Below are 13,362 nucleotides of genomic sequence, written 5' to 3' on the forward strand. Positions count from 1 at the left end.
GACCGATTACCGCTTATTACTCGATACCATATTTCTCCAGGCGATACCGCAGGGACCTGAAGGATATCCTCAACAGTTTCGCCGCCTCCGTTTTGTTTCCCCCCGCACGTTCGAGCGCCTTGAGGAGGAAGTTTCTTTCTATATTGCCGACAATCCCGTCAAGAGACGTCCCCTCCAGGGAGAGGCTTTCATAATATTCTGGAAGTTCATACTGCTCGTCGCCTGTCTCGATGAGGTTTTCCGGAAGACTCTCCGGGGTCACCTGATCTTTCAGTTCGAGGATTACCGCCCTCTCGATAATATTCTCCAGCTCCCTTACGTTGCCCGGAAAATCGTATCTCATGAGCATCCTCATCGCGTCGGGTGAAATCTTTTTTATCTCCTTACCAATTTCGATCGCGTACCTGCTGAGGAAATGATGGGCCAAAAGGGGTATATCCTCCTTCCTGTCCCGCAGGGGAGGAACATGAATGGAAACAACGTTCAGACGGTAAAAGAGGTCATCTCTAAAGCTTCCATTTTCCACTGCATCGAGGAGGTTTTTTTTCGAAGCGGAAACTATCCTCGCATCTACCCTGATGAGGTCATTGCCGCCAACCCGCCGAAAAGCCTTTTCCTGAATTGCCCGCAGAAGTTTTCCCTGCAACGGGTTCGGCATCTCACCGATCTCATCGAGAAACAGGGTTCCACCGCTTGCGAGTTCAAAGAGGCCCTGCTTATTGTTTATGGCACCGGTAAACGCACCTTTCACGTGACCGAAGAGCTCTGATTCGAGAAGAGATTCGGGTATGGCAGCACAGTTTATCTCGACAAAAACATTTTCAAATCTTTCACTCTTGTTGTGGATAGCCCTTGATATAAGCTCTTTCCCCGTTCCCGATTCCCCGAGTATCAGAACGTTTGCATTCGTGGGAGCGATTCTATCTATGAGTTCGAATGTTTTCGTCATAGTTTCCGAAGCCCCGATGATAAACTCATATGACAGCTTTTTCTTGACCTCCTCCCGCAACGCTATGTTGTGCAGGGTAATGTCCTTCTTTTCCAGAGCCCGCTCGACGAGGATGCTCAACTCCTGATTGTCGAAGGGCTTCGTCACGTAATTGAACGCGCCCTGCCTCATGGCTAACACGGCGTTTTCAATGGAGCCATGAGCAGTCATAATGATAACCTCTGTCTCGGGGTGGGATTCTTTCACTCTTGTTAAAACACGAAGGCCGTCATCTCTGGCAGCCATTTTCATATCCGTTATCACCACATCGTACACGTGGAGAGACAAGAGCCGGTAGGCATCCTCAACTGTTCCCCCCGTATCCACAAGGTATCCGTTTTTCTTGAAGAAGATTTCAAGAACGGTTCGGATGCTCTCCTCGTCATCCATGATCAATATATATCTCTGGCCGTCTTTACCCTTCATCTTCCTCTGTCTTCCCCCTGCACCCTTTCATCGAACACTCGAGAATTACTCCTTTTCCCCGGGTAATTTTTTTGAGCATGATATCATTGCCGCAAACCGGGCATTCCCTTTCCACCGGCTCCCGCCAAGATGCATAGGTACATCCGGGATACTCAGAACAGGCATAAAAGAGTCTTCCCTTCCGGGAAACCTTCTCGACAATTTCCCCCTTTTCACAGGCCGGACATCCTGTACCGATAGCGTAGGCTGATCTCCTGCTGCAAGCGGGGGCGCCTGAACAGGCCAGGTATCTCCCTCCTCTCCACCTCTTGACCAGCATTTCTCTCCCACAGTCTGCACAGGTTACGCCCGCCAGCTCATCTTCCACTACTCTTATATTCCCCTTCTCATCCTGGAAAAAGTTTTTCGTGTTCTTACATTCGGGGTAATTGTTGCAGGCGAGAAACTTTCCGTTCCTTCCCACCCTGATCACCAGCTCACCCTCACACTTATCGCACCTTATACCTGTCGCTATCAGTTTATCCTTGACCTTCTCCATCTGGACCCTCGCCTTTTCCACGTCTCCCGAAAATGGTCCGTAAAAACTTCCCACGGCATGGCGCCACTCGAGTTCCCCCAACTCTATTCTGTCAAGATCCTCCTCCATTCTCGCGGTAAACTCGATGTCCATAATCTGAGGAAAGCTCTCGGACAAAAGGTCAGACACGATCATGCCGAGTTCTGTGGGAAGAAATTTCCCCTGATCGGCCTTCACGTAACTTCGATTTTTTATCGTCCTGATTATCGTTGCGTAGGTCGATGGCCTGCCTATTCCTCTCTCTTCCAGGACCTTGATCAATGAGCTCTCCGTGAACCTTGGAGGGGGCTGAGTAAAATGCTGCTTCGGCTCAAGCTTGACAAGTTTCACATCCTCACCCTCCTCCAATTCCGGTATTTTCGCCTGTGCCTCTCCATCCTTACTGTTATCGACCGACTCGGCATAAACCTCAAGGAACCCGCTGAAAATGGGCGTTTGCCCCGTAGCCCGAAGAAGATATCTGCCGGATGAGATATCCAGGACAACCTGCTCGAATCTTGCCGGCGACATCTGTGACGCCACGAAGCGCTCCCAGATGAGCTTGTAGAGCCTGTGTTGATCACGCGTTAGGTATCTCTGGAGCTCCTTCGGGCGCTTCTCGGAATCGGCCGGCCTGATCGCCTCGTGGGCGTCCTGGACACCCTTTCTGTTCTTGAACCGGTTCGGTTTTTCAGGCAGAAACTCATCCCCGTAATCACTTTTGATGAGCTTTCTGACCCCATCGAGGGCATCAGCCGACACCCTGACGGAATCCGTTCTCATGTAGGTAATGAGACCTGAAACTTCTCCATCTCCAAGCTCAACACCCTCATACAGGCTCTGTGCGACACGCATCGTCCTGTCAGCGGAAAACCCGAGTTTTCTCCAGGCATCCTGCTGCATCTTGGAGGTGTTGAAAGGGGGTTGCGGGTGTTTCTTCCTCGTCTTCCTGGTTAATTTTTTTACGAGAAATTCTCCTGCCGACAACTCCACCAGCAGCTCCTCGGCTTCCTCCTTTGTCCGGATGTGAATCTTTTTCCTGTCCTTTTGCACCAGCTTTGCCTCGAACTCGGGCGGCTTTTTCCCCTCGAAAAAACCCGAAATCGACCAGTACTCTTCCGGTACAAAGGCAACGACTTCCTTTTCCCTTTCACAAATCAGCTTCAGGGCAACCGACTGAACCCTCCCGGCTGAGAGCCTCTTCTGCACTTTTGACCAGAGAAGCGGACTCAGCTTGTAGCCCACGAGTCTGTCCAGTACCCTTCTGGCAATCTGGGCCTCGTACAAATGCCTCTCGAGGCTGCGCGGGTTCTTCATGCCGGATTCGATTCCCTTTTTCGTGATCTCATTGAAGAGAACCCGCTTGACCCGGTCATTTTGCTCATCAAGAATAAGTTTGATATGCCATGCTATCGCCTCGCCCTCCCGGTCAGGGTCCGAGGCAAGGTAAATGCCTTCTGCGGCCTTCGCTTTCTTCTTTATCTCGTCTATGAACCTCTTTTTTTCCTTGATCACCGTGTATTTGGGTTCGAAGCCCTGTTCAACATCAACACCGAGCCTGCTTTTTGGCAGATCCATGATATGGCCCATCGAGGCAATAACGTCGAAATCCTTCCCGACATACTTTTTGATAGTCCTCGCCTTCGCGGGGGACTCGACAATAATCAGCGACTTGCCCATTCTCTCTTTCTCCTCATTTTGATCCGGCGAAATCCCACTTATTATAACCAAACCCTTTACAATGGCAACTGATGGAGCACATGCCCGGGTCTCTATTATAGCCCGCTGCCCGGCAAAGTTCTTATCTCCTGACCGATCGGAAATGTATCAGGCAAGCCTAAAGTAATAGCCGTCCGGACCCCTTTCAACAAGTTTTTTCACCTCCAGCATGACCAGTGCTGCAGAAACATCCTTAATGCCTTCGGTCATTACAGAGGCAACATCATCAAGAGACATTCCGTCTGTCAGTATCTCCAGCACCCTCGTTTCGATTTCCGTCATGTCGGGATCGTTTCTTCTTTTCCGTTTTTTTTTCGGCTTTGTCGCTGAAAGGCCAAAGGCTTCCAGAATGTCTGCAATGCCTGTCAATGGATGGGCACCGTTTTTTATCAGCCGGTTGGCCCCCTCAGATTGGGGAAAAAGGGGATTTCCCGGAACCGAAAAAACCTCTTTTCCGTATTCAGCGCCATACCTGGCTGTGATGAGGGAACCACTCTTTTGCGCCGCCTCTACGACGCACACAAAATCAGATAGTGCAGCAATGATGCTGTTCCGGATGGGAAAATTCCAACCAAACGGTTGCGTGCCCGGAGGGAACCGGGAGAGCACGCAGCCCGATTCGATAACCTCGTGGTAGAGCTCTTCATTTTCCCCCGGGTAAATAACGTCCACCCCGGAGCCGAAAACGGCTACCGTTTTCCCGTTTCCCTCAAGGGCCCACCGGTGAGCACAGGTATCGATTCCTCTTGCAAATCCGCTTATGACGGGAATGTCATTCAATGCCATCTCTTCGGCCAGCTTCCTGCAGAACCTGAGGCCCGCCTGGGTTGGCTTCCTCGAGCCCACGACTGCTCCCGCGAATCTTTCAACAATCGAACTATCTCCCCTTACATACAACGCGGGCGGGGCATATCCTGTATGTTTCAATTTATCGGGGTAGGAGGTATCCGGGTACGCGATTATGGAGATATCATTCCCGTCACAATATTCAACGATCTTGCCGGCTTCCCCCGGGAACGTGCCCCTGCTGAGAACCTCACAGACCCGCCGGGCGCCCAGACGAGATTTGCCGGATGAAGAATCGCCCTTTATGAACGCGAGAGCATCTTCTGACGATATATGGACATGCGACGATAAATATATGAAAAGGAGTCTTTCGTTCTCCATGTTACACCCCTTCCCTCACCACGTTCAATATCCGTACCGAAATGAATGGAAGGGCTCATTTTTCCGATACGCTATAGGCTTCCCCTCACCACGAGAGCAGAGGCGTTGAAGGAGATGCGAGAATCCAAGATGAAGATCGTCGAAAAATCCTTGTTGGTTCTGATAACGACTGCCTTTCCAACTTTGACCAGATTCCCCTCATCGGTCAATTCTGCGCGAACCGGAGTGGCGGTCAACTCCTGCAGGACTGATAATGGAACGTAAATGCTCACCACGTCCCCTATCGCAAAACCCTTGTCTTCCCCTCCTTTTATATAGATCGTATCTCCTTCAGCAAACTCATAGTTATCTCCGGACCCGACTACCACGCCACCTTCGAGTTTATCGTCCAGGTATCGCACGACCAATTCGGGAATTTTGGGGATATCCTCGGAAAGGTAATCGATGCGGAACGCTTCTTCAATCAGTTCGGTAATCGAACCGATAATCCTGGCACCGGACTTCTCCTCGATCCTCACCGTGCCGATATATTTTTTCTTGTATGATTTTCCCCTGACACCCCTGACCTTCACCGGCCCTTCAACTCTGAAAATGCCGAGTTCCGTCCCGACGGGAAGATCCTTCTCCAGATCGAGATACAGTCGCTCACCGGGTGCAAATATCAATTTTTGATCGGTCGTTTCAGCGATATGCCCGATCTTTGGCGGCTTGCCCCTGACCAGTTCCCCGCTGGCGAGAACTTCTTTCTTGCTCAGCTTCAACTTTTTCATGATCTCTTCCACGCTCGGCTCTTTTGCACCAGGTTCGCGTGAAGCCATTTCGCCCTCGGAGAGAGCCTCTTCTTCCAGGACATACTCGAAATCCTCCCTCAATGGCGGTGGGGGCGCAATCACGATCTCCAGGCCCGGATAGATGTAGTTCGGGTTGGTGAGATACCGGTTCAGTTCCCAAATCTCCGGCCATCTCCAGGGTTCGCCGTAATATGTGGCCGACAAGTCCCACAGCGTATCCCCCGTCGTCACGTTATGGATCGTGCCTTGCTCCGGAGAAGAGATATTTTGAGATTTGACCGACCACGGGATTGCAAAGACGGCAATGATAATAATAGAAAGAACGACGATTTTTCTCATCACTTTCCTCTCTCTTTTTAAGTTTCCCTGCCTAAAATTTATATTAATTATGCTTCAATTAACCTATATTATAAAAAAACTACGATTAAAGTTACGAAAAGTCAACCTGTTTCACCGGGATGACTCAATTATACTATCGTCAGGTAAGAGAAAAAAATTAAGGGGGGTGTGTAAATGGTATGAACGACCACGTCTATTACGCAAAAGTTAAAAAAAAGGACATCGCCTACATCCGTTTTATTTTCGAGGGCTACGACAACATCGGAAACGTGAGGACCCTCGACTCTGTTCGCGGTTACATAGAGTTTGTAATCTCGCGGGATTTCGATGAAGATTTCCACGCGATCATAAGAGCCCTGAAAGAATCTGTTTTTTTGGAACTGATCGAGCGGCCCGATGGCTATGAATCGATAGCGGATTGCATTCAGGGCCCGGACAAGGATGCCAGCAAGAAGTACTCCTGATTCCCCTTGGGCCCCTTTACCCTGCTCTCGACCCACCCGTCAACGACGAAACCGGATCCCGATACGAAGCTTTTAATTTTATCCAGGGCTCTCAACCTCTTTGCCTCATCTCGGACGACTCCCTTTTTACCGACTTCATGCCGGGACAGTTCAAACTGGGGTTTTACGAGAACGAGAAGACGACCATCCCTTTTCAAAGATGGTATAACCGGCGGAATTACGAGGCACAGAGAGATAAATGACACGTCAATAGTGATCAGGTCTACCTTCTCAGGGATGAATCCAGGACGGACATGCCTGACGTTACAGCCCTCAATAACCACCACGCGTGGGTCTTTTCGCAATGAGTTATCCAGCAGGCGCTTGCCCACATCGACCGCGTAGACCTTCGCGGCTCCATGCTGCAAAAGGCAATCGGTAAACCCTCCCGTCGATGCTCCCACATCGATGCAGAAAAGATCTTTTACATCGATCCCAAGGTCTAAAATGGCCCCTTCCAGTTTCAAACCACCCCGGGAAACGTAAGGGTTTGACGGGCCTACAATTTCAATCACATTTTCCGGGCGAACCATAAATCCGGCTTTGTCGACCAGGCGACCATCAATGAAAACCCGCCCCGCCATGATCAGGCTCCGGGCAAGAGAGCGGGACGATGTATGTCCCCTCCTTACCAGCTCCGCGTCAAGCCTCGATTTCGGGTTTTTCCCCTCAGAGAATTTTTCCAATTTCTGCCTTGATTGAATGAGTGGTGGAGCTGCGGACCGCCTCCTGGTCCTTGAAAAGGGCCATGCTTTTTTCGTATATCCCCGTGGAGTCTATCCCGAGCATCGCCCGAAGTTGCTCCTGGCTCCCGTGTTCCACGAACCTGTCGTCTATCCCGATGCGAACAAATTTCAGGCCCGTATGACCCCTGTCTGCAAGGAGCTCTATCACCCCGCTGCCAAATCCTCCTGCCAGAACATTTTCCTCCACCGTCACCACTTTCCCCGTTTTTCTCACGGATGACTCAATACCTTCAACATCGATGGGTTTTGCAAACCGCGCGTCGATCACATCGGCGCGGATACCATGCCTTTCCAACATCGATGCCGCATCCAGAGCCGGGTAGACCGACGAGCCGATTGCGACGATCGTCAGATCCTTTCCCCCGGCCAGAGTCCTGCTCTTGCCGTGCGCTATTTCAGGGATTCTCACCGAATCAGGGACTCTCAAAATCTCTCCCCTCGGGTATCTGATTGCCACCGGGGAGCCTAACTCAAGGGCAAAACGAAGCATCCCGCGGAGCTCAACCTCATCCGAGGGGGCCATAACGGTCATATTCGGTATGTGCCTGAGATAGGAGAGGTCAAAAATTCCCTGATGGGTGGCGCCATCATCCCCGACGATTCCCCCGCGGTCCAGGATGAAAACCACGTGGAGATTCTGGAGGCACACATCGTGTACGATCTGGTCATAAGCCCTTTGCAGGAATGTCGAGTAAATCGCCGCGACGGGAATTTTTCCCCTCGTGGAGAGCCCAGCGGCAAATGTAATTCCGTGGGATTCGGAAATACCAACGTCGAAAAACCGATCGGGGAAACGTTCTCCGAATTTTTCCAGACCGGTCCCGCCGGGCATCGCGGCGGTAATCGCCACAATATCCCGGTTCGTCTCACCGAGTTTAACAATCTCTTCGGCAAATACTGACGTATAGGACCTTCTCCTCTGCCTTTTGCGTGTCTCCCCGCTTTCGATAACGAAGGGGCTCACGCCGTGAAATCTCTCCGGGTTTTGCTCGGCAAAGTTGTATCCCATCCCTTTTTTCGTGATCACATGAATGAGAACGGGACCGTTGAAGTTCTTTGCGTTTTGAAGGGTAACGATCAGGTCATCTATGCTGTGTCCCGGTAACGGCCCGATATACGTGAAGCCGAGTTCCTCAAAGAGTATACCCGGAACAATGAGCCCTTTTGCCAACTCCTCGATTCTTCGCCCCGCTTTGGCGAGCATATCACCCGTAAAGGGTATGGATTTCAGAAAGCGTTCCAGCCTTTTTCTGAAACCCGTATAGAGCCTCCCCGTCATGATACGGTTCAGATATGAGGATAGAGCACCCACGTTCTGGGATATCGACCATTCGTTGTCGTTCAAGATAACAATGAAATCTTTTTTAATATGCCCCGCCTGGTTCAGACCCTCCAGAGCCAACCCGGAAGAGACGGATCCATCCCCGATGACGGCAACAACCCGGTAATTTTCTCCGTTTAGATCTCTTGCAGCAGCCATTCCGAGTGCCGAGGAAATTGACGTGGAGCTGTGGCCGGTTCCGAAGGCATCGTGCTCGCTCTCCGATATCCTGGGAAATCCGGAAATACCCCCGAACTTGCGAAGAGTTCCGAAAACGTCTCTCCTCCCCGTCAACAGCTTGTGGGCGTATGCCTGGTGGCCGACGTCCCATATTATCTTGTCCCCAGGAGAATCGAGAACATAGTGGAGCGCAAGGGTCAGTTCTACGACACCGAGGCTGGAAGCGAGATGACCGCCCGTTTCCGAAACCGTTTTGATTATGAGGTCCCGAATCTCCTGAGCAACTTCGGTAAGCCTTTCCCTGGGAATCTGCTTCAGATCTTCGGGGGTGTTTATGTGTTCCAGCAAACCCATTGGGATTTCAATTTCTCCTGCTCAGGCAGAGTTCGGCTATCTCACCAAGGAATGTTGACTTTTGCCCCAGCACCATCACCGAATCTTTTGCCTCACGGACAAGCCTCTTCGCCACGGCTTCGGCTTTCTCAAACCCCGCCACGGAGGGATAGGTTGCCTTGCCTACGGCTGCATCCTTTCCCGTTTTCTTGCCCATCTCGGAAAAACTCGACTCGACATCAAGTATATCATCAACTATTTGAAATGCTAATCCAAGTTTGGAGCCAAAGGTCGAGAAGGCAGCAAGCTGGATTTCATCCGCCCCCGAGAGTATGCCGCCGCAAAGGATTGATGCCCTGATAAGCGCCGCCGTCTTTTTCCGGTGAATCTCTTTCACGTCTTCTTCATCGGCATCTTTTGCGGTAAACTCGATGTCCAGAACCTGCCCACCGACCATTCCCGACGCCCCCGCCGCCTTTGCCAGTTCGTGGCATGCCTGGATTTTTTTGTCACTCGATATGCCGTCATCTCTTCTTTCGAGGAATACTCTGAACGCTTCCGTCAAGAGGGCGTCACCAACAAGGATCGCCATGGCCTCGCCAAAAACCTTGTGACTGGTGGGCATACCCCTTCTGAAATCGTCATCGTCCATTGCCGGGAGGTCATCGTGGATAAGAGAGTAGGTGTGTATATATTCGACGGCAACGGCATACGGCAGGGCTTTCTTCCACGCTTCATCAACAATCGAGAACGAGGAAATGAGAAGTATCGGCCTGAGCCTCTTGCCGCCGGCGCTCAGGGAGTAGACCATCGCCTCGTAGAGGCTTTTCGGAACGTGCTCCCTGATGGGCTGAATCATGTCGACGAGGGCAAAATCGACGGCGCTCTTCATCGACTTCATGTACTGCGTGATCTCGAACTTATCGGCTATCATTCAGTCTCTTCACCCCTTCCGGATTCGAAAAATTCCTCCTCATCAATATCTTCCCGGACCACCTTCTCGCCCCTTTTCATCAGCACCTCCAGTTTTTTCTCGGCTTCATCGAGTTTTTCATTGCAGTATCTGGTAAGCTTGACTCCCTCTTCGAAGAGATCAAGAGATTTTTCAAGGGAATCATTGCCTTCTTCGAGTTTCCTTACGATTCCCTCCAGCTTTTTCATCGCATCCTCAAATGAAAGAGTGCTCTTTTTGTCGGCACCCATAAAAGCTTTCCTCCTTGNNGTCAGCGAAAAAGATCCATGGGATTGACCCTCTGGTCTACAATTCTCACGCCCAGATGAAGGTGCGGACCCGTTGCCCTTCCTGTATCACCCACATGCCCGATGATCTGACCCTTTCTCACATAATTTCCTGTTTCAACAATTATGTCCTGAAGGTGAAAATACATGGAAAAAACTCCACCCCCGTGATCGATTATCACCGACATCCCGGAGAAAAAAAGGTCTCTCGTCAGCCTTACAATACCGTTGTTGATCGTTTTAACCGGAGTGCCGGGCAAAGCGACGGCATCGACTCCCGTGTGAGGATTCCGTGGTTCCCCGTTGATGATCCTTCTCCTTCCGAACCCGCTTCCGCTGAATCCATCAAAGGGAAGAACAAAGTTGCCATCCCAAAAGACATCCGGGGCAGAGCTCTGCCATATATCCTTCAGGGCTTCCGCTTCTGATTTTATCCTATCGAGTTCCCTTTTCCCAGGGTTAACATAGGAGTCCTGGACTCCACTGATATTTTGCGTGGGGAAAGATCCGGATACAACCTTCAGGCTCCTGGTTATCTTCCGTGCACCGTTTTTTTTAACCAGTATGAAGGTCAGGTCTTTTTGCCCCGGCGGGGTGGAAAGATCGAATCCGAACCAGCCGGAGGCCCTTTTCCCGTCGCACTGAAGGTAGATTTCCTGTCTCCCGTATTGAATCCGGGCTTCCAGGAGATCTTCGTCGCCAAGCACGGTTACCGGGAAAATCTCACCCTGCTTCGGCTCCGGATTAAACGGGAGAACGACATCAGCACAGTAAGCGCCAACGGCACAGCAGAGGGTGAACGTTGCGAAAAACCCCAGGGATGAGAGAAGTATCGGGATTATTTTCTTCATTCCTTTCCTTCGACCCGTGAAAATATCCTGCCCCTGAAAAGGAGTGTCTCGATCCTTGTGCCCTTTTCAACTTCCCGGGAATCAGCGATTATGCTTCCCGTGTTGGAATCGAAGGTAATCGAATATCCCCTTTCAAGAATCCCCCGCGGATCCAATGTTACGATTTTACCCTTGATGTTCTCGAGTCTTGCCCTCATGCCCGTTATTTTCTCCTTTACTTTTCTTTCCATATCGATGAAGCATCCGCCCGTTTTGATTCTCAGGGAGTCCAGGTATCTTCCGGGCGATTTAGCGGAAAGCTTCTCTTCAAGGTCAGCCAGGTGAAGTCTCTTTGATCTCAGGGTTATCCTTGGATCACGGATTTCACCTCTCAGGTAGTTAAGTTTTGAACGAAGGATCGAAATTTCTTCCGATACTTTTCTCTGGATCCTGGCCATGAGGTGGTGGATCCTTTCCTGCTGCTCAAATCTTACCGGGACAGCAATTTCCGCAGCGTTGGAGGGCGTTGATGCGCGCACATCGGCAACGAAATCCGTCAGGGTAAAATCCGTTTCGTGGCCAACTGCAGAGATCACGGGGGTATCAAGGGAGGCGATGGTTCTCACCACGAGTTCTTCGTTGAAAGCCCAGAGGTCCTCGATCGAGCCTCCTCCCCTGCCCACAATTATCACGTCCACTTTGCCTTCCCGGTCAATTGTCTGCAGCGCCTCTGAAATCTCCCGGGCAGCACCGTCACCCTGAACCATGGCAGGGGAAATAACAATTTCCGTATTGGCAAATCTGTTGCGGATGATCCTCACCATGTCCCGAACCGCTGCACCCCGGAGCGATGTCACGATACCCACCCGTGATGGGAAAACGGGTGGTTTCTTCTTTCTCTCCTCGTCGAACAGACCCTCTCTCTGGAGACGTTCCTTGAGTTTTTGAAACATGATGAGAAGCTCGCCGATCCCTGAAACATCTACTGCAGTGGCAACGATCTGATATTCACCCCGTTTTTCATAAACGGCAAGTTGGCCGGAGACGACGGCAAATTTTCCGTCCTCGACCTTTCCGGAAACGCTTCTCTCCTTTCCCCTGAACAGGACGATCCTTATCTGTGCACCGTCATCTTTCAGGGTAAAGTAACTGTGTCCTGCCGGGGAAAGGTAATAGTTCGATATCTCCCCCCCGACCCTGACAGAGGGAAACCCGCTCTCGAGGGCTCTTTTGATCTGCTCTGTAAGTTCGGAAACGGTGAGATACTCTCTCGTCCCAGGTTCCACTGATTTCAACTCCCGGAAGCGACATCCGACAGGGTTACAAACTTGTACCCTTCAAAAAGAGCTTCCTTCACCAGGTTCTCTATGAGATCGATCACAGCGGGACCGGGATGGATAATACCGATGCCGATCCCGCTCTTTGAAGCAACTGACTTTAGCTCCTCGAATCGCTCCGTTATCCTGTTTGGATCACCATCGTTATCGAGGAAGATATCTCGCCTGAGAGCTTTGACACCCGTTACGCGGAACACGAATGGGGCAACCGACTGGGTCGTTGTCTTGCTATCGAGAAAAAACAGCTTTTTTCGGCGGAGATAACCCGCAACGTATCGCATTCCCTCGGAATTCTTTGTAAACTGCGAGCCCATATGGTTTGATACACCGGAGGCCCCTGGAACCCAGGTCAGCGCTCTATCGAGTCTCTGGATAATCTCCTTCTCCCCCATGTCGACATGGAGGAGAAAATCGCCCGTTTTATCAATCAGGTTCTGCTCAGACTGCATGGGCATGTGAAGCAAGACCGAGTTCCCTTTCCGTGCAGAGAGTATGGCGATTTCACGTGAGAACTGCCCCCCCGGCAACACAGCGACGGTAACCGGAACTCCCATGCTGATAAACTTCATCGCCCTCTCTTTCTCATAGCCAACATCATCCAGTACGAGGGAAATTTTCCCCCTGGAAAAATCCTGGTCATAAAACTTTTCCGCCAGCTCCTCCTCCAAGAGCCCCTCTAACCGTTCCCGCTCCTCTTCTTCCGTTGGCACCCGTATCCTTTCAAGGGATTTTACCCGTGCAGATTCTCCCGGATAGAGATAGATAATAGCCCCTGCAATTCCAAGGCAAAATGGCAGAACGATAAAAACAAGGGCCTTTTTCCATTCCTGAAAAAGACCCTTTTTGCTCCTTTTTTTTCTGCTGCTCATCGGGTAAAACAGATATCC

The 13,362-nt window shown here is 51.0% G+C and carries 12 protein-coding genes; 1 reads left to right on the forward strand and 11 read right to left on the reverse strand.

All coding sequences use genetic code 11. The annotated features are described in order from the left end of the window. Positions 1-16: 16 nt before the first annotated feature. The 4 genes from GTN70_03215 to GTN70_03230 form a co-directional block, all read right to left on the reverse strand. Positions 17-1,414 (reverse strand): response regulator, encoded by a 1,398-nt coding sequence (locus tag GTN70_03215; GenBank protein NIO16001.1) that lies wholly within the window; start codon positions 1,412-1,414, stop codon positions 17-19. Then, positions 1,404-3,650, reverse strand: coding sequence for a type I DNA topoisomerase (gene topA / locus GTN70_03220; protein NIO16002.1), 2,247 nt, complete (start codon positions 3,648-3,650; stop codon positions 1,404-1,406). The genes GTN70_03215 and topA overlap by 11 nt, the downstream gene beginning before the upstream one ends. Positions 3,651-3,797: 147 nt before the next feature. Next, positions 3,798-4,856, reverse strand: a complete 1,059-nt coding sequence (dprA, locus tag GTN70_03225; protein ID NIO16003.1) for a DNA-protecting protein DprA — start codon at positions 4,854-4,856, stop codon at positions 3,798-3,800. 71 nt (positions 4,857-4,927) lie between these two features. After that, positions 4,928-5,986, reverse strand: a complete 1,059-nt coding sequence (locus tag GTN70_03230; GenBank protein NIO16004.1) for a LysM peptidoglycan-binding domain-containing protein — start codon at positions 5,984-5,986, stop codon at positions 4,928-4,930. Between the two features lie 179 nt (positions 5,987-6,165). Here GTN70_03230 and GTN70_03235 point away from each other — a divergent pair, with 179 nt between their 5' ends. Then, positions 6,166-6,450 carry a DUF4911 domain-containing protein gene (locus tag GTN70_03235; GenBank protein ID NIO16005.1) on the forward strand — a complete coding sequence of 95 codons (285 nt, stop codon included), beginning with the start codon at positions 6,166-6,168 and terminating at the stop codon, positions 6,448-6,450. On the opposite strand, the gene GTN70_03240 is transcribed toward GTN70_03235, so the two are convergent. The 7 genes from GTN70_03240 to GTN70_03270 all read right to left on the reverse strand — a co-directional run bounded on the left by GTN70_03240 (position 6,411) and on the right by GTN70_03270 (position 13,344). After that, positions 6,411-7,175 (reverse strand): TlyA family rRNA (cytidine-2'-O)-methyltransferase, encoded by a 765-nt coding sequence (locus tag GTN70_03240; GenBank protein ID NIO16006.1) that lies wholly within the window; start codon positions 7,173-7,175, stop codon positions 6,411-6,413. The two genes, GTN70_03235 and GTN70_03240, sit on opposite strands and share 40 nt — an antisense overlap. Further along, complete coding sequence (gene dxs / locus GTN70_03245) at positions 7,159-9,090, reverse strand: 1-deoxy-D-xylulose-5-phosphate synthase (GenBank protein ID NIO16007.1); 1,932 nt, start codon at positions 9,088-9,090, stop codon at positions 7,159-7,161. The genes GTN70_03240 and dxs overlap by 17 nt, the downstream gene beginning before the upstream one ends. 7 nt (positions 9,091-9,097) lie before the next feature. Continuing rightward, the gene (locus GTN70_03250) at positions 9,098-9,970 is read right to left on the reverse strand and encodes a hypothetical protein (GenBank protein NIO16008.1); all 873 of its coding nucleotides are present in this window, start codon (positions 9,968-9,970) and stop codon (positions 9,098-9,100) included. 29 nt (positions 9,971-9,999) lie between these two features. Beyond that, positions 10,000-10,272, reverse strand: coding sequence for an exodeoxyribonuclease VII small subunit (gene xseB / locus GTN70_03255; protein NIO16009.1), 273 nt, complete (start codon positions 10,270-10,272; stop codon positions 10,000-10,002). Positions 10,273-10,292: 20 nt separating this feature from the next. Continuing rightward, the gene (locus tag GTN70_03260; GenBank protein ID NIO16010.1) at positions 10,293-11,159 is read right to left on the reverse strand and encodes a peptidoglycan DD-metalloendopeptidase family protein; all 867 of its coding nucleotides are present in this window, start codon (positions 11,157-11,159) and stop codon (positions 10,293-10,295) included. Then, positions 11,156-12,424, reverse strand: coding sequence for an exodeoxyribonuclease VII large subunit (gene xseA, locus GTN70_03265; GenBank protein ID NIO16011.1), 1,269 nt, complete (start codon positions 12,422-12,424; stop codon positions 11,156-11,158). Before xseA ends, GTN70_03260 begins: the two co-directional genes overlap by 4 nt. Before the next feature lie 5 nt (positions 12,425-12,429). Continuing rightward, positions 12,430-13,344 carry a hypothetical protein gene (locus tag GTN70_03270; protein NIO16012.1) on the reverse strand — a complete coding sequence of 305 codons (915 nt, stop codon included), beginning with the start codon at positions 13,342-13,344 and terminating at the stop codon, positions 12,430-12,432. Positions 13,345-13,362 lie beyond the last annotated feature (18 nt).

Source organism: Deltaproteobacteria bacterium (assembly GCA_011773515.1).
In the GTDB taxonomy this organism is placed as follows: domain Bacteria; phylum Desulfobacterota; class Deferrimicrobia; order J040; family J040; genus WVXK01.